This window comes from Bilifractor porci, from assembly GCF_009696005.1.
Lineage (GTDB): Bacteria > Bacillota > Clostridia > Lachnospirales > Lachnospiraceae > Bilifractor > Bilifractor porci.
The window spans coordinates 284,000-306,876 of the sequence record NZ_VUMV01000001.1; the positions used below are offsets into that span (position 1 = coordinate 284,000).

The window sequence follows — 22,877 nt, forward strand, 5'->3', positions numbered from 1 at the left end:
ACTGATTCCTTTCCTGTTATGCTTTCCTGCCGGCAGAGCCGGCAGGCAGCAGACTTCCGTTCTTATTTCCTTCTGATATGTTTGTCTCACCGCCCGTTTTTTTTGCCGCAAAGCCGGCTGCGGATCTTCCTGCACCCCGACCCTGACGACTGATCTTTCTTTAGAGGCTGATGTTGGAAATAGCAAGAATAGAAACCAGCAGAGACAGAATCGCATAAGTCTCAACCATTGCCGGGAAAAGCATGGCCTTACCGAACTGATCCGGGTTCTTGGCCACAAGGCCGATGGATGCGACTGAGGTTCTTCCCTGATGATACGCGGAAATCAGACCGACAATGGCAATCGGCAGGCATGCCGCAAAAACAGCCAGACCGGTGCCCAGATCCATGGATGTCGCCGGAGAGCCGGAGAGAAGACCTATTTTGGAAAGTGTAATAAAGGTAACAAGAAGGCCGTAAATACCCTGTGTGCCGGGAAGCAGCTGCAGAATCAGAACCTTGGCAAACTGTCCGGGATCCTCGCTGACAACTCCTGCCGCTGCCTGTCCCGCAACACCGACACCCCAGGCGGAACCGCTTCCGGCAAGAGCCGTTGCCAGTGCCGCGCCGATTAACGCAAGTGCAAATCCTAAACTCATGATACCTTTTCCTCCTTGATTTCAATATATTTGTTTTTGGTAGTGAAAGGCTGGAACGGCTGACCGCCAGCATCGTAAAATTTTCCGAAAAACTCAACAAACTCCAGACGGTTGGAATGCACATAGGCACCCAGCAGGTTGATCAGCAGGTTCATGGTGTGCCCGAATACAAAAATCAGAATAAAGAGGACGGCGCCAACCGGCCCTCCGCCGAACATACTTCCGATCATATTCACCACACTGGCGATGACGCCTGTTGCAAGTCCCAGAGCCAGCAGACGGGAATAAGAAAGCACGTCTGACAGCCAGCTGGTGACCCCATAGATATCATACGCTCCCAGGATAATCCGAAGCGCCCAGTTCTTATGATCCCTGCCGGACATCACAAGAATGATTGCCATTCCGGCAAAGGTCAGGAAAAGGGCGAAGCCGTGCATCCACGACGGGAAATTAAACTCCGTCCCCGCGATAGATTCAAACAGCGAGGTAGGAAGCAGCAGCAGGATCAGCCCCATCAGGAACATATACCAGGCCAGAATGTCACTGACAAAGCCGACGATATCATGATCCCTGAGCATCTGCCAGCCCTTGATTCCAAGTCCCGTAAACAGATGGATCAGACCAAAGAGCATGCAGTACATCAGCAGTCTCATCGGATCTCCCAGCGGCTCAAACCAGAGCGGTTTCAGTATAGGCGTCGCCCCGGTGTAACCGAAGAACGTCTTTGCAATGACATCAATGGCGTCTCCGAAGAAGCTCCCGTACATAAAGCCCCAGAAGGCCGTGGAAAGCCCACAATAGAAAAACAGACGCAGCGTCTTCTGCAGGCCTTTTTCCAGATGCCGGTGTTTTTTCAGCACAATCCCGCAAATGACGGAAATGATAATTCCGTACGCCGCATCCGACAGCATCATGCCGAAGAAGAACACATAGAAAATCGACATGAGAAAAGTCGGATCCACCTTCCCATGCTGCGGCAGTCCGTAGGAAGCCAGAACCCCTTCCACCGACTCTGAAAAATGATTGTTTTTCAGCAGCGTCGGCTCTGTCTCATCCGGTTCCTTCTCTTCGGTCTCCACCACCGCGTGGAATTTACCGGTAAGAATCTCCGTGATCTCCTTTACATTTGCATCCGGAATCCAGCCTTCCAGAAAGAATACCTTCTCCGACTGCGGTATGGTTCCTAGCAGCCTGTACTTCTCCGCCCTGGTCCGGTAATAGTCGGACAGGACAAGAAGCCTGCCGCGCTTGTCGTAATGACGGATAATCTTCTCTTTTTGTTTTGCAATGTTCTCTTCCTGTGCGCGGATATCTTTTTCCGCCCTCTCCGCCTCTTCGGAAGGAATTCCCTTAACCGGCTGCGAGGGTCTTGCAAAGCCGGCCTCCCGGAGATTAGCCTCCATCTGTTCCTGTACCTTTTTGTGGCACAGCACGGAAAGATAGGTTACATTGTGCCCGGTGTCCAGAACATCGACACTGACCGGAATCGGATCCTGCATCCCGGCCGTCACCGCCGCCAGAAGTTCCGCCTCCGGAATTTCCCCTTCAATGGTTCCGACATAAAAAGCGGTATCTCTGGTGCCCCTGTAACTCATCGGTATATCCAGGCGCATCCAGGGCTGAAGGGAATCGATCAGGTTCCGGTCTCTGCTGACAGCGGCTTTACATTCATTGATTGTTTTCTCAGCTTTCAGGATCGCTCTTGCATCTCCGACATAGGTCTGCTGGTCATCCGCGATCGTATCAAATGTTTTTCTCTCCACTTCCTTTTTTTCGGAAAACAGGGAGAGTCCGGACTTTTTCTCCGGATGATACGCTTTCAGAAGACCGGCGGCCTGTTCAAGAGCATCCGCGTTTTTCAGAAAGGTAGAACGGGACGCCTGCGTGTCCATCTTTTTCAGCTCCGGATCATTCAGGTTCTCTGTGTGAACCTCCATGGCTCCCATGGACTGCAGAAATTCCAGAATGGCCTTTCTGTGTTTTTTTGTTGCGCAGATGCTGAGTTTCTGCATTTTTACTATTGCCATGCAAAAATCCCGCCTTTCTCTGTCACGACAAAATTTCCCGGATTACAGCTTCCGCTGCCTGTTCCACTTTGTTTCCGGCAATGGCCTCCAGCCCCTGCCGGTCTTTATCCAGAAGGGCATCCGACTGCTTCAGCTCCTCCGCGCCCTTTTTGCGGGCTTCCTCCATCTTCTCTTCTGCGGCTTTCGCGGCGCCGTTTCCGGCATCTGCCCGTATCTGTTCTGCCTCCGCTTCCGCCTGCTTGATCAACTGATCCGCGGAGGAATGGGCATCCAGAATGATCTGGCTGGCTTTCCTCTCCGCATCCTTTACGGCACGGATAGAATCATCAATCATATCCTCACCACCTTTTTCGCCTTCCTGTATCATACGCCGGCTTATTTTTGCAGGTTTTCGTAAAACCTGAAAAACATTTTAACACATTAACGCGTTTCATTCCATGAAAAAGTCAGAAAAATAAGATTCTTAAGAATCTATTGATACACAGTGCATTTTGTGTACAAATCTTTTCTATAAAGAAACACTCCACCGCCTGAAGCTGGCAGCAGAGTGTGTTATGCTTTATTTATTTTCCGGACGCATGTAGAGAAATTTCCCGCGTTTTATCCTGGTGCGTTAATGGAGAAACCGTATGATTTGCATAAGTGTCCCAGGTCGGTTCGTATGAGGCATCCGCCTGATCTCCCCACATATCCCATCCCTCGCGGTCGCCTCTTGCAAACAGCTCAATCCTGGGGCCGGCACTGCAGGCTTCTATAATCGGAATGATTTCATCAGGTTTACGGCTGTGTTCTCTTTTCATTGTGCGCAGAATATTCACCTGCGATCTTGCAGGCGCCAGGGTTCTGTTCGGCGCACTCTTCTTTTTTATTCCAAACAGAATTATTTCCGTAACATTTCTAAAATAGAATCCCACTCCACGTCCATCCGGCTGTCCATCCTTTCGAATCTTCTCCCAGATAATATTTGTTTTATAATCGAATCCCCACGCGTCCATTACAGCCAACCCCTCAGGAAGCAGCGCATTTGGTACCCAGAGATACAACTGCGCCTTGTCACCGGAAAATTCTGATACAGGAAGCTTTTTGATTTCCTCAACAGTCAATGTCTCATAACGTGTCAATCGTTTATGTTCCGGCGCAACCTTACCGGTTCTGTTCTGGAACTGCCAGGGCGGATCCGCATAAATCGTATTGTATTTTTTACCGCTTGTGAATTTTTTCAAGCTCTGAATTGTAAGCCGCAAGTCTTCCATAATCCTCTACGCATTCCTTTCTGATACCAACTGCAAGTATAGGACATCCCCCATTTCTTCTTGAATCGAGGCGATAGGTTAACTTCCCCATCCATGTAGTACTTGCGCCATATTTCTTCATTAAGATCTGTCCATGTTCATCTCGTATTTCCCGAAATATATCATTTAATTCCTCAGCTCTTGTGACAATCACACCCACATCAATAAGCCCGCAGTCAAAATATGTTCGCATGGCAAGCAGGTCTCGATCAAACGTCTGATCCTTACTGTTCCATTCCAGATCAAACGCAACCCGGTTTTTCAGAAAATCTATATTATGGCCATCTATATAACCGGTAATTGTTTCTACTTCATAAGGTTCATCCGCAAATTTTCCTCTGCGCTGTGCTACCTTTCTCGGATATTTCTTTACAATCAAATCTCCGGATATCCGGATTTCTCTCCAGCCATAAGGATAAAGAATGTCATCAAATTTTTTGGGAATAGGAGACTCGTTCCCGCCGGATTTTTTTATATCGTCGATAGAGAGGCTGAGCTTTCTGAAGCATTCCTGCAGTTCCTTCCATTCTTCCGGAAATGATTCATGCAGGATTTCCAAAGAATGACCATAATTATAAAACTCAAATTTTTCAATAAGATCAGAATCTATATATTTTGAACTATCCATCTCTACGGCCCTCACTTTTGATCCGCTTATCAAACTTGGCTCAAAGCTTCTATTGCAGATACTTATTAAAACCATGACAGGCAATGAATTGTTATTTTAGCCTTTGAAAAAACTTATTTTCAATATCGCAAGTTTATAATTCATAGTTATTGTACCCCTGCTCTCCCTCTGTTTCAATAAAATCTGTTTTCTCCCAAAAGTATTCCAAAAGCCGTAGTAAAAAAGCCGCCTGCCTTTTAAGCAAGCGGTTGTAGAATAGAATGATTATTCGCCCATTTCTTCTGGTGAAATATCCCCAAACAGGACACGCATATAAACCCGACTTGAATAGCGCATACAATCCAAATAGACCTCATGTCCATAAGTTCGGTAAAAACTCAGACAGATTATTTACTCACAATACCAAGGTTCTCCTCCACAGCTTCCAACGTCAACCATCCCTTCTCCTCGCCAGATTTCCTGCCTTTTGCAAGTTCGTTTATCAACCAGAGCGTTGCCTGTGCCTTTTCAAAATCCTGCATATCTAGAATCGCATACCGTCCCCGCCCGTTTTTTGTCAGAAAGACAGGAGCTCCAACTGCTACATCATTCAATACCTCACTGTAATTCCTCAGATCAGAAATCGGTTTGATGTTTGGCATATTGCTCAACTCCTTTCTAACTATAGATTATCTCAGCCGGCTGCCTCCTGTGCAGCGTCTCCGGTGCCCCCGGCGTCCGAAGGTACATCCACCGCAGGTGCCTGTGTCGGAGCCGCCGTTGGCGGTGCTTCCGTCGGGGCAGCCTCTGTGGGAGCGACAGTCGTGCCGCCGGAGGTATTCCCGGTATCTCCTCCTGCGTTAACCGTACCGCCAGCCCCGCCGGCTGTGCCGCTTTCTGTCGGCGCCGCTGTCGGAGTTACCGTCGTTTCCGTATATTCTGTTCCGGAGCTCTGCTCAGAGCTGCTCCCGGTATCGGTATAATACTCATCCTCATCCTGGGACGGAGCAAGTTCTTCCGCCTGCTGATAGTTGGATTTAATGGATTCCTCACTGAGATCCGTGTCGCTCAGCTGTGCCACTTTTGCATTCAGGACTTTTCCATAGATATATTTCTGAATCGCCTCTGCGTTGGCGTCAAAATCCGGAACTAAAACGGACATTCCGCCGATAGACTGACCTTCATATCCGCCGTCAATCGGAACACGAAGCGTCTCGTCATCAACTTCCATATTCTTGGAATACACAGAATAAATATATCCGAGGATCTCACTGTTTGTCAGGTCGGTGGTCAGGCTTGGCACCACTTCCTTTGCGAATTTCAGCATGGTAAAGATGTCGCAGGTCTTTAGTTTTGCAAACGCCACCTTCATCAGTTTACGCTGACGCTCTGTTCTGTCCCAATCAGAATTGCCGACGTACCGCATTCTGGCATATTCCAAGAGTTCTCCGGGCTGCAGAGAATTCACTCCCTCGTGCAGATCCCAAGGAGCATCCCCTTCCTTGATGGTTCCATCCAGCGGATGTGTCATCATGTACTCTGCTTCCTCCTGGGTAAGTTCGATATCCAGAGGAGCCAGTTCGGAAATCGCTGTCAGGAATCCGTCGAAGTCTACTTCTACATTTCCGTCAATTTTGACGCCGAAATCCTGTTCAATGACGGAATCCAGCAGATCCATGCCGCCGAACACATAAGCCGCGTTGATTCTGTTTGCCCCATAACCGGGAATCGGGACATACATGTCACGCATCAGGGATGTCAGATAGATCTTGTTCGTCTTTGTGTTGATGCTGCAGATAATCATCGTGTCCGAACGGGTGCGGCCGGTCTCTCCCTCCCGGCGATCCTGACCGATAATCAGGATGTTTTTGATGTCAGCATCCGAGAGGACGTTCGTATCAATTCCTGTCAGGTCGACGCTGTTCCCGCCTTCTGATGTTGCGTTTACCGCCTGCAGACCGGTTACGTCCGCCGTGTTTTCCGTCCCGTCCACATGATTCACCTGTCCCAGAAGGTTTGTCACATAGAGCATGGCGACGCCACCAACGGCTGCCACAAAAATCACAACGATTGCAATAATTTTCTTGATCATTCTTTTTTCCTCATGAAAAATTAAAAAATCTCATAAGTATGTATTATAGCATTACAGAAAGAAGGCAGGAAACTGTTATTCTGTCTAAATGTGCCGGAAGAATGTTGTTGAATGACAGCAAATTTCACAACTCACTGCCTGCTTCTTCTCCGGCATTTAACATTTTGCGAAAAAATCCGGTCTGTGCGCTTCTGCGGAAATTCAGTTGACGATGAAACCGCAGGGCCGCACGGACCGGATTTAATGTTGTATAAATTTTTTGATTTGACGCTTGCCTGCAAAAAGCCAGACAATGATGGTCAGGCGATTTTTCAGAACTTCCCGGCTTCTGCCGCCTGCTCGACACTGACGGCAACCGCTACGGTCATGCCGACCATCGGGTTGTTTCCTGCGCCGATCAGTCCCATCATCTCTACGTGGGCCGGAACGGAGGAAGATCCTGCGAACTGTGCATCGCTGTGCATACGTCCCATGGTATCAGTCATACCATAGGAAGCAGGGCCGGCCGCCATGTTATCCGGATGAAGGGTACGTCCTGTACCGCCGCCGGAAGCAACGGAGAAGTACTTCTTTCCTGCTTCGATACGCTCTTTCTTGTAGGTACCTGCAACCGGATGCTGGAAACGGGTCGGGTTGGTGGAGTTTCCGGTAATGGAGACATCCACATTCTCATGCCACATGATGGCAACACCTTCCTGCACGTCGTCTGCCCCGTAGCAGTTAACCTTTGCGCGGGCCCCGTTGGGATCCTTGCTGTAGCAGGTGCGGGAAAGCTCTGTCAGCTCGCCGGTCTTATAGTTGTACTCGGTCTCTACATAGGTAAATCCGTTTACACGGGAAATGATCTTGGCGGCGTCCTTGCCAAGTCCGTTCAGGATAACGCGGAGCGGTTTTTTACGAACCTTGTTTGCCTTCTCCGCAATGCCGATAGCGCCCTCTGCCGCCGCAAAGGACTCGTGGCCTGCCAGAAACGCGAAGCACTCGGTATCCTCTTCCAGAAGCATCTTTCCGAGATTGCCGTGGCCAAGTCCGACCTTCCGGCGGTCTGCGACGGAACCGGGGATGCAGAAGGACTGAAGTCCCTCTCCGATGGCCGCGGCTGCCTCGGATGCCTTGCGGCAGTTCTTCTTGATGGCAATGGCGGCGCCTACGGTGTATGCCCATTTTGCGTTTTCAAAACAGATCGGCTGAATATTCTCTACCATATGATAAACATCCAGTCCCGCGGCCTTAGTGATTTCAGCAGCCTCTTCAATAGAACCGATCCCATACTCGGAAAGCTTTGCCAGAATCTGTTTTTCTCTTCTCTCGTATGATTCAAATAAAGCCATTTCTTTCGTCCTCCCCTGTTACTCTTTTCTCGGATCAATGAACTTAACTGCATCTGCGACACGGCCGTACTGACCGGAAGCCTTCTCGAATGCGGTATTGGCATCGTCTCCGGCCTTGATGAAGTCCATCATCTTTCCAAAGTTGATAAACTTGTAACCGATGATCTCGTCATTCTCATCCAGAGCCAGCTCTTTTACATAGCCGTCTGTCATTTCCAGATAACGGGGGCCTTTTTTCAGGGTGCTGTACATGGTTCCGACCTGGGAGCGATGACCCTTTCCAAGATCTTCCAGACCGGCGCCGATCTGAAGTCCGTCCTCGGAGAAGGCGCTCTGGGAACGTCCGTAGGCAATCTGCAGGAACAGCTCTCTCATTGCGGTATTAATGGCATCACATACCAGATCTGTGTTCAGAGCTTCCAGAACCGTCAGGCCGGGAAGAATCTCTGCCGCCATAGCCGCAGAATGGGTCATACCGGAGCAGCCGATAGTCTCGATCAGAGCCTCCTGGATTACGCCCTCCTTTACGTTCAGGGACAGCTTGCAGCAGCCCTGCTGGGGAGCGCACCAGCCTACACCATGAGTGAAACCGGAAATATCCTTTACTTCCCTGCTCTTAACCCATTTTGCTTCTTCGGGAATAGGAGCAGCACCATGATGTACGCCCTGATGCACAACGCACATATCTTCTACTTCCTGTGAATAAATCATCGTATAACTCCTTTCAAAATGTAATCATATAGCCATTAAGCTGCCTGTATTTTCGCATAAAACAGGAGGCAAGTAAAGGGGGAATTCTTATCCGGCCGCCAGACAGACTGCCTTGTGCGGGAATGTCCCTTCTGCCGGACATATGTGTAAAAAACAGGTGTATAAAAAATATACCGGAAAAAATCTGATTTTAACGCTTCGGTACAATCTCCCCTTCGCGTTTGTAAATGGAATTTGGCGGAATGATCCCGCGGATGCTGGAAAGCGGATAGACGTTTGTGTGGGCGCCGATGACGCTTCCCGGATTCAGTACAGAACCGCACCCGATCTCGGTCCAGTCGCCGAGCATTGCGCCGATTTTGCGCATTCCCGTCTCTATGGTTCCGTCCTCTCCCTTTATCACAATGTTTTTCCGATCGGATTTGATGTTGCTGGTGATAGATCCGGCTCCCATGTGGGCATGAAAGCCCAGAATAGAATCTCCGACATAATTATAGTGAGGAGCTTCCACAAAGTTAAACAGAATGACATTTTTCAGCTCGGTAGAGTTTCCGACTACCGCATGCTCGCCGATGATGGCATTTCCGCGGATAAAGGCGCACTGGCGCAGCTCCGCCTCTTTTCCAACAATACAGGGGCCTGTAATGGATACCGTCGGCCATATTTTTGCGGATCTGGCAATCCAGACGCCCTCCTCCCTCTGTTCATATTCCTCCGAAGGGAGAGTCGGACCGATCTGAAGAATATAATCATGAATAAGCGGGAGAACCTCCCAGGGCCAGGTCCGGCTCTCCAGCAGAGGTTTCGCCAGCGTCTCATCCAGATTAAAAAGCTCTTTAATTGTCGCGTACTTTAACATTTTTATCTCCTGTTTCCGAATTCGGATTTCGTTTCCCGCGTGTCTTTGCGGATGTCTTTCTGTAATAGGGAGCGGAAGCATCAAAAAACCGTCTCAGGTAAGCCCGGTGATCCGTCTGTTTCACCTGATTGGTGTGTTTCGCCACAAAGTTCTCCAGTTTTTTCATATATTCCTCTTCCTGTATGGTTCCCTCCGCCACATAGGTGAGGCCCTTTTCCCAGCTTGCGGTCAGTTCCGGATTCAGCAGTGACCGGATGGAGCAGTTCACCACATCAAAAACCATTTCTCCCATCTGGGTCGGTGTGATAATCTGTGTCTTTTTGTTCAGGGAGAGATACCTGATGTGAAAAAGCTTTTTCAGAATCTCTGCCCGTGTCGCGGAGGTTCCGATCCCGCTTCCGCGGATCTGCTCACGGAGCTCCTCGTCCTCGATCAGCTGACCGGCGTTTTCCATAGCCAGAATCATGGAACCGGAGGAATAACGCTTGGGCGGTGATGTCTCACCCTCCTTTACCGCATAGCCCTCCACCGGCAGAGCGCTTCCTTTTTTCAGACCCGAGAGAGCCTCCAGGAGACTGCTGTCGCAGGAGGTCTCTTCCGGATTTCCGTCTTCTTCTCCCGCGGGGGAATTCTCCGCCGCAGCCCCCTTTTTCTTTCCGGCCGTCCCCGTATTTTCCGCCTGTCCTGGGGCTGTGCTTTCTGCGGCTGAAGCGCGGGGGCGGTAGGCAGCTTTCAGATATCCTTCTTCGGTCAGGACGCTGAAATTCGCGAAAAACCGCTCGTCCGACTCCTTCCCCTCCGGAAAGCCTGCCATATGCATGCACGCTGTCAGCGCGATTTTCGTGTAAACCGCAGGCGGATAGAAAATGCACAGGAATCTCCGCACAATGACGTCATAAACCTTCTGTGACACCGGACTTAACTGCTTTAAGCTGTTCAGACCCTGCCCGGTGGGGATAATGGCATAATGGTCTGTAATCTGGCTGTCATTCGTGTAACGGGTCTTTGCGATTCCCTTCCAGCTGCCGCTTTGCAGGATCTCCGAAGCAAAGCCTGCGGCCGGCCCATAGTTTCTCAGTCCGGACAGGTTCCTGTTAATTTCCCTGGCAATGGCCGTGGATAGGACCCTGGCGTCTGTCCTGGGATACGTGACCAGTTTTTTCTCATAAAGCTCCTGAATGATGTTCAAGGTGGCGTCCGGGCTGATCCGGAACATGCGGGAACAGTCGTTCTGGATCTCCGCCAGGTTGTAGAGGAGAGGCGGATTTTTTCTGGTTTTCTTTTTTTCCAGCTTTTCCACCAAAGCATCCTGAGAGGGCTGTCCCTCCAGCAGTCGAATCAGCTCCTGCGCATCCTTTTTTTCGCGGAACCCGTTTTCCTTGTAGAGCTTCGGGCTCTGAAAATACCGGCTGCCCTCCACGGCTCTCCACTCTCCCTCAAAGCTCCTGTCCTGCAGCCGAAGGGTAGCAGCCACCCGGTAAAACGGTGTTTTGACAAAGCTTCGGATTTCTCTCTCCCGCCGTACAACCATTCCCAGCACACAGGTCATAACCCTTCCGACGGAAATGGCCTGGTATTTCTGCCCCAGATAGTCTGTGACAGCAAAGGAATACCGCAGGGAGAGCGCGCGGGAAAAGTTGATTCCCATCAGATAATCCTCTTTTGCCCGGAGGAACGCAGCGGAAGCCAGATGGTCATAGGCGGAAATATCCTTTGCCTCGCGGATCCCGCGGAGAATTTCCTCCTCCGTCTGAGAATCAATCCACACTCTCTTCTGGCTTCTGGAAGCCGGCACCTCTGCCATCATTGCCACAAGGCGGTAGATATATTCTCCCTCCCGCCCGGAGTCCGTGCAGACATAGATGGTGTCTACATCCTCCCGGTTCAGAAGCCCCTTCACAATGTCAAACTGTTTTTTGACACTTCCGATTACCTCATATTTAAATTTCTGCGGCAAAAAAGGCAGTGTATCGAAGGACCACCGCCTGTATTTCTCGTCATATTTTTCCGGATAGCTCATGGTTACCAGGTGCCCCACGCACCAGGTAACCACACTGCTGTCGGATTCCAGATAGCCGTCCATCCGCCGGAGATTTTCATGCAGCGCCTTCCCGAATTCCTGCGCCACGGACGGCTTTTCTGCAATGTATAAGGATTTTCCCATTCCGTATGATTCCTGCCTGTATTTCTGCCCGGCCGGGCCGGATTTTATTTTGCGGTAATGTAGCCCTTGGAAACCAGTGTCTCCGCGCTGAGGACAGCGCCTCCGGCCGCCCCGCGGAGCGTGTTGTGGGAGAGGCCGACAAACTTCCAGTCGAAGATGGTGTCCTTGCGCAGACGCCCGAAGGAAATGCCCATCCCGTTTTCAAAATTCACATCCTTGCTGACCTGCGGACGGTCGTCCTCCCTCAGATACTGGATAAACTGCTTCGGCGCGCTGGGAAGGCTGTGTTCCTGCGGATAGCCCCGGAAGGATTCTGCCGCTTCCACCAGCTCCTCCATGGAAGGATTCTGTCTGAAGTTCAGGCTGACGGTAGCCGTGTGTCCGTTCAGGACAGGCACGCGGATGCACTGGGCGGAAATCTTCATGCAGTCGGATTTTACAATTTCTCCGTTCTGAATGCTTCCCCACAGACGAAGCGGCTCCTGCTCGCTCTTCTCTTCCTCCCCGCTGATGAAGGGAATGATGTTTCCCATCATCTCCGGCCATTCCTTAAAGGTCTTTCCGGCTCCGGAAATAGCCTGGTAGGTAGAGACCACAGCCTCTGTCGGCTCGAACTTTTTCCATGCGCTTAAGATCGGCGCGTAGCTCTGGATAGAACAGTTCGGTTTTACCGCGATAAATCCTCTTGCCGTCCCCAGTCTTTTTCTCTGGAAGGGAATGACATCAAAATGGCTGTCGTTGATTTCCGGAACAACCATGGGAACATCCGGCGTCCAGCGGTGCGCACTGTTGTTGGACACAACCGGAACCTCCGCCTTCGCGTACCGTTCCTCCACCTCGCGGATCTGATCCTTCGGCATGTTCAGGGCGCAGAAGACGAAATCTACCATAGATGCGATTTTATCGATCTCGTCGATGTTCAGCACCTGCATGTTCTTCACATACTCCGGCATGGGCGTTTCCATTTTCCAGCGTCCGCCCACAGCCTCCTCGTAAGTCTGTCCCGCGCTTCTGGCGCTTGCCGCCAGCACAACCGGCTGAAACCAGGGATGATTCTCCATCAGCGTGACAAAACGCTGTCCGACCATTCCTGTTGCTCCCAGAATACCTACTCTCAGTTTCTTCTCCATCTCCATGACCTAGACTCCTGTAATGATGACATATGACTCTCTGCTTGTCTTTCCCAGTCGTACACATGTGCGTCCTTCCGGATCTGCAGGTGAAACTCTCCTCTGCGGTGTCTTTCTCACGCGTACATATGTGCGTCATTTGCGTATTATAGACTTTCTGCACGAGAATTGCAAGAGAAAATTATGCAAAAAGCCGATTCCGACGTCCTTCGGATCAGGTTCGATCCAGATATTCCCTGTCCGCCTCCAGCTCCGCGGCCATGGCGGCCGGTCCCGGCGCACCGGCGGTATTTCTTCTCTCCACGCAGTTTTTCATGCTGATGGCATCGTAAATATCCCGGTCAAAATGGCTGTCAAAGGAACGGAATTCCTCCAGCGACAGATCGTCCAGGGCGCAGCCTCTGTCAATGCAGTGCAGGACCAGCCGGCCGATAATGCCGTGCGCGTCCCGGAAGGGAACACCCTTTCCCACCAGATAATCCGCAGCGTCCGTCGCATTGGTAAATCCGCGGCGGGCGGAGGCTTCCATGACATCCTTCCGGAATTTCATGGTATCAAGCATGCCGGTAAACAAAGCCAGGCAGCCCTTCACCGTGTCGATGGCGTCAAAGGTCAGCTCCTTGTCCTCCTGCATGTCCTTGTTATAGGCCAGCGGAAGCCCCTTCATCGCCGTCAGCATGGTGATCAGCGCACCATAGACCCTTCCCGTTTTTCCCCTGACCAGCTCCGCAATGTCGGGATTTTTCTTCTGCGGCATGATGGAGCTTCCGGTGCTGTAGGCGTCGTCGATCTCTACAAAGCGATACTCATTCGTATTCCAGATACAGATTTCCTCGCTGAACCGGCTCAGGTGCATCATAATCGTGGAGAGCGCGCTAAGCAGCTCGATGACATAGTCCCTGTCCGAGACAGAGTCCATGCTGTTGCGGGTCGGCCCGTCAAAATCCAGCAGACGGGCGGTGTAGTCACGGTCCAGCGGATAGGTGGTCCCGGCAAGCGCCCCCGCGCCCAGGGGACAGGTATTCATCCTCTTCCGGACGTCCAGAAGACGCTCCCGGTCACGGCGGAACATCTCAAAATAGGCGCCGAAATGGTGCGCCAGCGTGACGGGCTGGGCTTTCTGCAGATGGGTGAATCCCGGCATATACGTGTGCACATTTTCCCTCATGATGCGGTCTATGACAGACAGGAGGGTCTTGAGTAGGCTCTCCGTCTCGTCGATCTCGTCCCGCACATACAGCTTCATATCCAGCGCCACCTGGTCATTCCGGCTTCTTCCCGTGTGCAGCTTTTTCCCGGTGTCCCCGATCCGCTCAATCAGATTTGCCTCCACAAAGCTGTGAATATCCTCATACTCGGAGGTGATTTTCAGCGTTCCGTTCTCTACATCCCTCTGAATCCCCTCCAGGCCGCGGATGATGGTATCTCTCTCTTCTTCTGTCAGGATGTTCTGCTTAGCCAGCATTTTCACATGGGCAATGCTGCCCCGGATGTCCTGACGGTAAAATTTCTGATCAAAACCGATGGACGCGTTGAAATTGTATACGAGCCTGTCGGTCTCTTTGGTAAAACGGCCTCCCCATAACTGTGCCATGTCTCCTGTCTCCTTTTCTGAAAAAATACTACTCTGCTGCCATGTATCATTACAGCTGCTGCTGTTTTTTCTTTTCCCTTTCCTGCGCCTCTTTCCTGGAGAAAACGCAGCCGCAGTAATTCTGCCTGTACAGGCCGTAGATCCCGGACAGCTCTACAGACCTCTGATACCCGTTTTTTTTCTTGAAGTCCGAGACCAGATAGCGGACATGATACTCCTTTTCCAGCCGCAGTCCGATCTCATTCAGCTTCTGCGCGTTTTTCAGGGGGCTGATGGAGAGCGTGGTGGTAAAATAGTCACAGGATCGCTTCTGTGCCTCCTCCGCAGCCTCCCGCAGACGCATCTCATAACAGCGGAAGCACCTCTCCCCACCCTCCGGGACATCCTCCAGTCCCATGGACATCTGAAAAAATTTCTCCGGGCAGTAGGTTCCCTCCACAAAGGCCACCGGGTTTTTAAGCGGCATGGACCGGATCAGCCGTTTCAGTTCCTCCGACCGTTTCCTGTACTCGTCCCCCGGGGAGATGTTGGGATTATAAAAGAAGTCTGTGATCTGAAAATATCCGGAAAGATACTCCAGGACATAACTGCTGCAGGGCGCGCAGCAGCTGTGGAGAAGCAGTTTCGGCACACGGCCGGCCGCCGTCTCTTCCGCAAGAATTTGTTCCATTTCACGCTGATAATTGATCTTCTGCATATTACGGTGCATCCTCCGGAACGATAAATGAGGTCTGAAAGAAACCCAGCCGGGACTTGTCCACCCGGAATGCCACACGGGCGGCGATGCTGAAAATGCCGCAGAACAGAAGCTGGGCATAGAAGGTGATTCCTCTGGACAGGCAGAGTCCCGGAATGGTCATAGCCCCGAAGATGTCCCGGAAAAAGACCTGGAACAGTGCCTCTGTGATTCCGACCCCGCCGGGAATCGGAAGCATATCCGCGCAGATACTGATGGCCGCCTGGAGCAGTACAATCGTCCAGTAGGAGACCCCGTGGAGTCCGAAGCTGCGGTAGATAAAATAGGTGGTGGAAAAATAAGCAAGTCTCTGCAGCATGGTAACAGCCAGCAGGAGAACCGACAGCTTTCTCTGATTCCGGAAATATCCCGCCGCCGCGCGGTATTTATCCATCGCCGAGATAAGCTTCTCCACCCGTCCTTCCTTACTGCGGATCAGGTGGTGTTTTTCCAGCTTCCGGAAAAACCAGAGAATCAGTCTCCGGAGCAGGCCGGAATGAAACATGGAGAGATAGATCAGGACCACGATTCCACAGGTAAGTATCGTACCCAGGATAAAGAAAAAAAGCCCCGGCCAGATATACCGGCGCATCAGGTTGTGTCCGAAAAGCAGCATTCCCAGGCTGAGAATGACCAGAACGACCTTAAAAAGAAAAGTCTCCATCAGAATAATCAGCGTTCCGACAGAGATGTGGATTCCCTCCTTCTTCAGATCGTAGATCTGGATCGGGGGGCCGCCGCTCTGCATCGGTGTGATGCTGCAGTAAAAATATCCGTGGAAGGCAATCAGGATGCAGCGCCAGAGGCTTTCCTGCAGCTTCAGGGAGCGGCACTGCAGCCAGATCACGACGCCCTGCAGACAGACAAAAATAAGTACACAAAGAACCGCCAGGACCAGAAAGACCGGACTGGCGTTTTTGATATCCTCGATCAGCTTATCCGGATCTTCCGCGCGTGAAAGACTCCACAGCGTCAGAAGAATGACCGCGGCGATAAACAGAAGGCTGAACAGTGTGCTTTTTTTCTCTCTGATCTTTTTACTCATTCCGTCGTATTCCGGGACAGCGGGTTACCTTGACAGGCCGGCAGCCGGCCTGCCTGTTTTCTTCACAGATTTGTGTGAGCCAGCTTCGGATTAAAGCCGGCATCCTCCAGGGCGGCAAGGATCTCCTTCTTGTGCTCTGTTCCGAATGCTTCCAGCGTAATGCGGAGCTCTACCGCGGCATTGCGGTTTGTGCTGTAGAACTGGTTGTGCTCCAGCTTGATGACATTTCCCTTCTTGTCCGCGATGACGGAAGAAACCCGCACCAGCTCTCCCGGACGGTCCGGGAGCAGGACAGACACCGTGAAGATCCGGTCTCTGGCGATCAGGCCGTTCTGCACCACAGAGGACATGGTGATGACATCCATATTTCCGCCGGACATAACAGCAGCCACCTTCTTATCCCTGCAGTTTAAGTGCTTCAGGGCGGCCACCGTCAGGAGGCCTGAATTTTCCACAATCATCTTATGGTTTTCCACCATATCCAGAAAAGCCACGACCAGTTCTTCATCCGATACGGTAATGACGTCGTCCAGGTTTTTCTGAAGATACGGGAAGATTTTCTCTCCGGGGCGCTTCACAGCGGTGCCGTCCGCGATCGTGTTTACGGAAGGAAGCGTCGTGACCTCCCCCTTCTCCAGAGATACCTGCAGGCAGTTCGCCCCTGCCGGCTCTACGCCGATCACCTTGATCTTCGGGTTCAGCATTTTAGTCAGCGTGGAGATGCCGGTTGCCAGGCCGCCCCCGCCAATCGGAACCAGAATATAATCCACCAGCGGAAGCTCCTTGACGATCTCCATGGCAATTGTCCCCTGCCCCGTCGCGACGGTCAGGTCGTCAAACGGGTGGATGAACGTGTATCCGTTTTCCGCCGCCAGCTCCAGCGCCTTTGCGCAGGCGTCGTCGTAGACATCCCCGTACAGGACGACCTCCGCCCCGTAGTTCCTGGTGCGCTCGACCTTGATCAGCGGTGTGGTGGTAGGCATGACGATGACGGCCTTGCAGCCGTACACCCTTGCGGCGTAGGCGACACCCTGCGCGTGGTTTCCGGCAGAGGCGGTGATCAGCCCGCGCTGCCTCTCTTCCTCGGTGAGCGTGCTGATTTTATAGTAGGCTCCGCGGATCTTATAGGCGCCTGTTACCTGCATATTCTCCGGCTTCAGGTAAACCTTGTTTCCCGTCATACGGCTGAAGTGTTCGCTGTAGATGAGCTTGGTATCTGCGGTGACCCGCTTGACAACTTCCGATGCCTCTTCAAATTTGTCCAGTGTCAGTTCTGTCTGTTCCATTTTTTCACTCTTTCTGTCCCTGTCCGCCGATGCCTGCATCCCCTATCTGTCCGCTGTGTCCAGTAAAGCGTCCACAAAAACGTCGGGATCAAATTTCTGCAGATCGTCGATCTGCTCTCCTACTCCGATATATTTTACGGGTATTTCCAGCTCCGACTGCACGGCTATGGCTATGCCGCCCTTTGCCGTCCCATCCAGCTTCGTCAGGATAATGCCCGTGATGTCCGCAATCTCCTGAAAGCTTTTTGCCTGGGAGATGGCATTCTGCCCGGTCGTCCCGTCCAGGACAAGCAGGGTTTCCAGATGCGCCTCCGCGTATTCCTTGTCCAGAATGCGGTAGATTTTCTGAAGCTCCTGCATCAGATTCTTTTTGTTGTGGAGCCTTCCTGCCGTATCGACCAGAAGGACATCCGTCTTTCTCGCCTTGGCGGCGGCAACCGCGTCGTAGACAACGGCGGCTGGGTCGGAGCCTTCCTGTCCCGTCACAATCTCCACACCTGCCCGGTTGGTCCAGGTCTGCAGCTGCTCGGTCGCCGCCGCGCGGAAGGTGTCCGCGGCAGCCACCAGGACACGCCTTTTCTGTTTCTTCAGCTTGGCGGCCAGCTTGCCGACCGTAGTAGTTTTCCCCACCCCGTTGACGCCGATGACCAGGACGACCGATTTTTCGCGCTCGAACGCGTAATCTGTGGTTCCGACCTTCATCTGGTTTTTCAGGCAGTCCGCCAGCAGCTTTCTGCACTCGGAGGGCTTTGTGATTCCGTAATCATCCACCAGAATCTTCAGGTTTTCGATAACCGTTTCCGTGGTCTCTATGCCGATGTCGCTCATGACCAGCGTTTCTTCCAGGTTATCGTAAAATTCATCGTTTATCTCCGAACATCCGAACGCCTCGTCCAGACCCTCGGACATCTGCTTCCGGCTTTTTGTCAGCCCGTGAAACAGACGGCTGAAAAATCCCTCTGCCATCTCCTTCTTCTCCCGATTCCCGGCACCGCTGCCGTCTTGTCTGCTTTTCTACTTGTCCAGCTGGGACTCGATCAGGTCGACGGAAACCAGCGTGGAAACTCCCTTTTCCTGCATAGTAATTCCGTACAACCGGTCCGCGGACGCCATCGTCCCGCGCCTATGCGTTATGATAATAAACTGGGTGTGCTTTGTCAACTTGTGCAGGTAGCCGGCAAACCGCCCCACGTTGCTGTCGTCCAGCGCTGCCTCAATCTCATCCAGAAGGCAGAAGGGGGAGGGCTTCAGGTTCTGGATCGCGAACAGAAGGGCAATCGCGGTCAGCGCTTTTTCTCCTCCGGAGAGCTGCATCATATTCTGCAGCTTTTTCCCCGGCGGCTGCGAGATAATGACGATGCCTGACTCCAGAATGTCCTCCTCGTCCGCCAGCTCCAGGGTTCCCTTTCCTCCTCCGAACAGCTCCTTGAAAACCTTGTCGAACTCCGTGCGGATATCCCTGAATTTTTCCCGGAACTGTCTGCGCATGCCTTCGTCCAGCTCCGCAATAATCCCCTGCAGCTGGCCGGCCGCCTTAACCAGGTCCTGCTGCTGGCCGTGAAGGAAATCATACCTCTCCTTCAACTCCCGGTATTCCTCCACCGCGTTTACATTGACGCTTCCCATCTGACGGATGGCGGTTTTCAGCGCCGTGATCTCCTTCCGGAGAGCGCCGCGCTCCGGGATCTCGTCAAACACGAATTTCTCCGCCTGATCAGGCGTCAGCTCATATTCCTCATAGAGATAATTGATCTGGTTTTCTCTTGCCTCGTCCAGCTTTTCTTCCTGCGACTGCAGCCGAAAGCATTCCTGCTCCATCCGGTTTTTCTGCCCGGAAAGCTCGTCCCTCTTCTCGAAAAACTGTCTGTGGGAGCGATTTAACTCTTCCTTCTGCTCCGTCAGCTTTTCCGCCGCGGTTCCGCAGGCTTCGGCGTCCCGGCCAAAGCCTTCCGCTTCCGCCCGGATCTTCTCGATTTCCGCTTCCTTTCCGGAGATGTCCCCCGTCCCGGAATTCAGTACAGATTCCAGGCGGGTCTTTTCTTCCTCCAGTCTCTCCAGTTCCTCTCCGGCTGCCTGCAGGCGCTCGTCGATAAAGGCGCCCATCTGCTGTACCCTGGAAAAGGAAAGCCTGGCCGCGTCCTGTTCCCGGAGTGCCTGCTGTTCCTTCTCCCGCAGGCTCTTCAGCTCTTCCTGCAGATCCCGGATGGATGCCGTCAGCCTGTCCTCCTGTTCTTTGGATTCATCCAGCTCCAGAGAGATTACGGATCTCTTCCGCGCGATTTCCGCCAGCTGTCCCTCGATCTCCCCTCTCTCCTGCTGCAGCTTCTGATAACTGCTGCGGAAGGAGGCCGTTTTTTCCAGTCCCGCGTCCCTGTTTACCCTCGCGGTATTCTGCCGGAGAAACAGCTTCTGCAGCTCTTCATTCTGCGTATTCTGCAGATCCCGCAGACGGTTTCTCTCCGTGCGGTCTGCCTCGATTTTCTTCTGCAGTCCCGCCATCTCGGTTTTCAGCTGACGGACGCTCTTCTCCAGCTCCTCAATCTCTCTTCTCCTGCCGAGAAGATTGCTGTTATAGCGGAAGGAGCCTCCCGTCATAGAGCCTCCGGGGCTGAGAAGCTCGCCCTCCAGGGTCACCATCCGGACCGACTGATGATACCGCCTGCCCACCGCGATGGCGTGATCAATCTGATCCACGACAACGGTTCTGCCCAGCAGCCTCCGGACGACGCCGCGGTAAATCGGGTCACAGCTGACCAGTTCATCCGCCTTGCCCAGAACACCGGGTTCCCGCAGGACAGCGGTGTTTCCGAAAGGCTGTTCCTCCCGCATGGATGTCAGGGGGAGAAAGGTGGCTCTCCCGTAGTGTCCTTTTTTCAGGTAGTTAATCAGATATTTCGCTGTGTTTTCATTGTCTGTGACAATATTCTGGAGACTGCCTCCGAGCGCGGTTTCAATGGCCGTCTCGTATTTCTTTTCTGTCTTGATCAGGTCCGCGACAACGCCATGGATGCCCGGATTGTTTTCCTTCTGCTCCATGACCTTTTTGATGCTGTTTCCGTACCCCTCGTACCGCTCGGTGATATTGCGGAGCGATTCCAGACGGGAAGACTCTCTGTGATAGGCCGTCTGCCCGATTTCCAGCTGCTTGTTCTGCCTGTCCAGGCGGATCTTCAGCTCCTCCAGCTGCTGTTCCGTCTGTTCGATCTCCTGTCTCTTCCGGTTTCCGGCGTCCGTGACATCCTGCAGCTCCCTGTCCAGGGAAGAAAGCTGCTGCTGCACCTGGTCCGCCTCGCCCTTCATCTGCAGCATGCGGGAGGCCAGCTCCGATTTCCGGATCCCGATCTGCTCCGCCATGGTGTCATAGCGCTGCATTTTTTCCCGGATCGAGGAGCGGTTGTTCAGAAGGGAAATGGTGTCGTTTTTTCCCTGGGACTCGTCCCTGGTCTTTCTGTCAATCTCCTCCTGAACGGCGGCGGCCGCTTTTTCCTTCGCTGTTTTTTCCGCAAGGGCAGCCTCCAGCTTCCGGTTCAGTCCATCTCTTTTTGCCTGCTCCTCCTTCTGCTCTGCCAGCCGCCGCTCCCTGTCCTTCCCGACGGCCTCCAGGCGTCTCCGATAGATATCGCTGTTCATCCGGGAGGTATGGATCTGCTCCTTCAGCACATTGACGCGTCCCTCCGCCTCCTGCTTTTTCAGGGCGGCCTGCTGCGCCTGCTCCTTCATGTCCGCGATTTTCCGGTCAATCGTCTCCAGCTGATTTTCCACCTGGTCGTATTCCCGGCGGGTTTCCTCGAATGCCGCGTTGATTTCCGCCAGCTGGTTCCCGGCGATGGTTTTCTTTTCGGAAATCTCCTTCCGCTGCTTCTCCGTGTGCTCGGAATCTGCCAGAAAGAGCTGGATATCCAGGTTTCGCAGCCGGTCTCTCTTCTTCAGATATTCGCCTGCCTTCTCCGCCTGTTTTTCCAGCGGGCCGAGCTGGTGCTCCAGCTCCGCGATGATGTCGTTCACCCTGGTCAGGTTGGACTGCTCTTCCTCCAGCTTCTTCAGCGAGGCCGCCTTTCTTCTCTTAAACTTAACGATTCCCGCCGCCTCATCGAAGAGGGCGCGGCGGTCCTCCGGCTTGCCGCTTAAGATCTGGTCAATCTGTCCCTGGCCGATAATGGAATATCCTTCTTTTCCGATACCGGTGTCATAGAACAATTCGTTGATGTCACGCAGGCGGCAGTTTACCCCGTTCAGCTGATACTCACTCTCGCCGGAGCGATACAGCCTCCGCGTTACCGTCACTTCATCCGCGTCGAATTTCAGTGCTCTGTCCGCGTTATCCAGGGTAATGGCCACAGAGGCAAATCCCAGCGGCTTCCGGTTCTCGGTACCGGAAAAAATAACGTCCTGCATGTTTCCGCCGCGAAGCTGCCGGGCGCTCTGCTCGCCAAGCACCCATCTCACGGCATCCGCCACATTACTCTTTCCGCTGCCGTTCGGTCCCACAATGCCGGTAACACCCTCGTGCAGCTCCAGCCGTATTTTATTGGCAAAGGACTTAAAGCCCTGAATTTCCATATATTTTAAGTACATAGGAATTCCTCTTACGATTTTTTCAGCATGCAGATCGCGTGATATGCCGCCTGCTGTTCCGCGGCCTTTTTGGAGTGGCCGGTGCCGGTTCCCAGCACTTCCGTCCCCAGACGGGCCTCCACCGTAAATTTCTTATTGTGGTCCGGCCCGGACTCCTCTACCAGCTCATAGACCGCGGTTTCTCTTCCTTCGGCCTGCAGCAGCTCCTGCAGCATGGTCTTGCTGTCGTGGAAGAGCCTTTTATTCTCCACATCGTTCATCACATAGCGGAGGATGAATGCCTTTGCCGCGTCAAAGCCCCCGTCCAGAAAAATGGCGCCGATGACCGCCTCCAGGGCATCGGAAACAATCGAAGCTCTTTTTCTGCCCCCGGAGGCCTCTTCCCCCTTGCCCAGGATCAGATATTCTCCCAGATGAATCTGCCCCGCGTCCTCCGCCAGCGTGGGCTCGCAGACCAGGCTGGCGCGCAGCTTCGTCAGCTGTCCCTCCGGCATCTCCGGATAATTCCGGTACAGATACTCGCTGGAAACCACCTCCAGCACCGCGTCTCCCAGAAATTCCAGCCTCTCGTTGCAGCCCAGGTGCCCCAGTCTCTTTTCATTCGCGTAGGAGCTGTGTATCACTGCCTGCTCCAGCAGATGAAAATCCTGAAACCGGTGTCCGGTTTTCTCTTCCAGTTCTTTTAATTTTGATCTCTGATCCATCTCTGTCTCTCCTAAGGTCTCCCGGAACGCAGCAGGTTCCTTTCCAGGCTGCCTGCTCCTGGCTCCCGCAGAATCCGTCATAAGGGG

At 52.8% G+C, this 22,877-nt stretch carries 19 protein-coding genes; all 19 read right to left on the reverse strand.

All coding sequences use genetic code 11. The annotated features are described in order from the left end of the window. Nucleotides 1–160 precede the first annotated feature (160 nt). The 19 genes from FYJ60_RS01255 to rnc all read right to left on the reverse strand — a co-directional run bounded on the left by FYJ60_RS01255 (nucleotide 161) and on the right by rnc (nucleotide 22,790). Nucleotides 161–637, reverse strand: coding sequence for a V-type ATP synthase subunit K (locus FYJ60_RS01255; protein WP_154456775.1), 477 nt, complete (start codon nucleotides 635–637; stop codon nucleotides 161–163). After that, complete coding sequence (locus FYJ60_RS01260; protein WP_154456776.1) at nucleotides 634–2,664, reverse strand: V-type ATP synthase subunit I; 2,031 nt, start codon at nucleotides 2,662–2,664, stop codon at nucleotides 634–636. Before FYJ60_RS01260 ends, FYJ60_RS01255 begins: the two co-directional genes overlap by 4 nt. Nucleotides 2,665–2,686: 22 nt before the next feature. Continuing rightward, nucleotides 2,687–2,998, reverse strand: coding sequence for a hypothetical protein (locus FYJ60_RS01265; protein ID WP_154456777.1), 312 nt, complete (start codon nucleotides 2,996–2,998; stop codon nucleotides 2,687–2,689). 229 nt (nucleotides 2,999–3,227) lie between these two features. Next, nucleotides 3,228–3,908 carry an MT-A70 family methyltransferase gene (locus FYJ60_RS01270; RefSeq protein ID WP_235903277.1) on the reverse strand — a complete coding sequence of 227 codons (681 nt, stop codon included), beginning with the start codon at nucleotides 3,906–3,908 and terminating at the stop codon, nucleotides 3,228–3,230. Next, a complete protein-coding gene (locus FYJ60_RS01275; RefSeq protein ID WP_154456779.1) occupies nucleotides 3,865–4,584 on the reverse strand; it encodes a BglII/BstYI family type II restriction endonuclease in 720 nt (239 codons plus the stop codon). Before FYJ60_RS01275 ends, FYJ60_RS01270 begins: the two co-directional genes overlap by 44 nt. Nucleotides 4,585–4,970: 386 nt before the next feature. Further along, the gene (locus FYJ60_RS01280; protein ID WP_154456780.1) at nucleotides 4,971–5,225 is read right to left on the reverse strand and encodes a type II toxin-antitoxin system prevent-host-death family antitoxin; all 255 of its coding nucleotides are present in this window, start codon (nucleotides 5,223–5,225) and stop codon (nucleotides 4,971–4,973) included. A gap of 32 nt (nucleotides 5,226–5,257) precedes the next feature. Beyond that, nucleotides 5,258–6,655, reverse strand: coding sequence for an LCP family protein (locus FYJ60_RS01285; RefSeq protein WP_154456781.1), 1,398 nt, complete (start codon nucleotides 6,653–6,655; stop codon nucleotides 5,258–5,260). 311 nt (nucleotides 6,656–6,966) lie between these two features. Next, the gene (locus FYJ60_RS01290) at nucleotides 6,967–7,986 is read right to left on the reverse strand and encodes a GGGtGRT protein (RefSeq protein WP_154456782.1); all 1,020 of its coding nucleotides are present in this window, start codon (nucleotides 7,984–7,986) and stop codon (nucleotides 6,967–6,969) included. Between the two features lie 18 nt (nucleotides 7,987–8,004). Continuing rightward, entirely contained in the window at nucleotides 8,005–8,697 is a 693-nt protein-coding gene (locus FYJ60_RS01295) for an iron-sulfur cluster assembly scaffold protein (RefSeq protein ID WP_154456783.1), read from the reverse strand. Between the two features lie 190 nt (nucleotides 8,698–8,887). After that, nucleotides 8,888–9,556 carry an LbetaH domain-containing protein gene (locus tag FYJ60_RS01300; protein ID WP_154456784.1) on the reverse strand — a complete coding sequence of 223 codons (669 nt, stop codon included), beginning with the start codon at nucleotides 9,554–9,556 and terminating at the stop codon, nucleotides 8,888–8,890. Further along, nucleotides 9,534–11,720 (reverse strand): DNA topoisomerase, encoded by a 2,187-nt coding sequence (locus tag FYJ60_RS01305; RefSeq protein ID WP_154456785.1) that lies wholly within the window; start codon nucleotides 11,718–11,720, stop codon nucleotides 9,534–9,536. The genes FYJ60_RS01300 and FYJ60_RS01305 overlap by 23 nt, the downstream gene beginning before the upstream one ends. Before the next feature lie 44 nt (nucleotides 11,721–11,764). Continuing rightward, nucleotides 11,765–12,850 carry an aspartate-semialdehyde dehydrogenase gene (asd, locus tag FYJ60_RS01310; protein WP_154457059.1) on the reverse strand — a complete coding sequence of 362 codons (1,086 nt, stop codon included), beginning with the start codon at nucleotides 12,848–12,850 and terminating at the stop codon, nucleotides 11,765–11,767. A 214-nt stretch (nucleotides 12,851–13,064) separates the two neighbouring features. Continuing rightward, nucleotides 13,065–14,444 carry an argininosuccinate lyase gene (gene argH, locus FYJ60_RS01315; RefSeq protein ID WP_154456786.1) on the reverse strand — a complete coding sequence of 460 codons (1,380 nt, stop codon included), beginning with the start codon at nucleotides 14,442–14,444 and terminating at the stop codon, nucleotides 13,065–13,067. 49 nt (nucleotides 14,445–14,493) lie between these two features. Continuing rightward, on the reverse strand, nucleotides 14,494–15,141 hold the full coding sequence (locus FYJ60_RS01320; protein WP_235903278.1) for an epoxyqueuosine reductase QueH: 648 nt from the start codon (nucleotides 15,139–15,141) through the stop codon (nucleotides 14,494–14,496). A 1-nt stretch (nucleotide 15,142) separates the two neighbouring features. Further along, nucleotides 15,143–16,225 (reverse strand): lysylphosphatidylglycerol synthase transmembrane domain-containing protein, encoded by a 1,083-nt coding sequence (locus FYJ60_RS01325; RefSeq protein WP_154456788.1) that lies wholly within the window; start codon nucleotides 16,223–16,225, stop codon nucleotides 15,143–15,145. Nucleotides 16,226–16,287: 62 nt separating this feature from the next. Beyond that, nucleotides 16,288–17,511, reverse strand: coding sequence for a threonine ammonia-lyase (gene ilvA, locus FYJ60_RS01330; protein WP_154456789.1), 1,224 nt, complete (start codon nucleotides 17,509–17,511; stop codon nucleotides 16,288–16,290). A 42-nt stretch (nucleotides 17,512–17,553) separates the two neighbouring features. Beyond that, on the reverse strand, nucleotides 17,554–18,477 hold the full coding sequence (ftsY, locus tag FYJ60_RS01335) for a signal recognition particle-docking protein FtsY (RefSeq protein ID WP_154456790.1): 924 nt from the start codon (nucleotides 18,475–18,477) through the stop codon (nucleotides 17,554–17,556). Between the two features lie 48 nt (nucleotides 18,478–18,525). After that, entirely contained in the window at nucleotides 18,526–22,086 is a 3,561-nt protein-coding gene (smc, locus tag FYJ60_RS01340) for a chromosome segregation protein SMC (protein WP_154456791.1), read from the reverse strand. A gap of 11 nt (nucleotides 22,087–22,097) precedes the next feature. Beyond that, nucleotides 22,098–22,790: a ribonuclease III gene (rnc, locus tag FYJ60_RS01345; protein WP_154456792.1), complete on the reverse strand. Its 693-nt coding sequence runs from the start codon at nucleotides 22,788–22,790 to the stop codon at nucleotides 22,098–22,100. Nucleotides 22,791–22,877 lie beyond the last annotated feature (87 nt).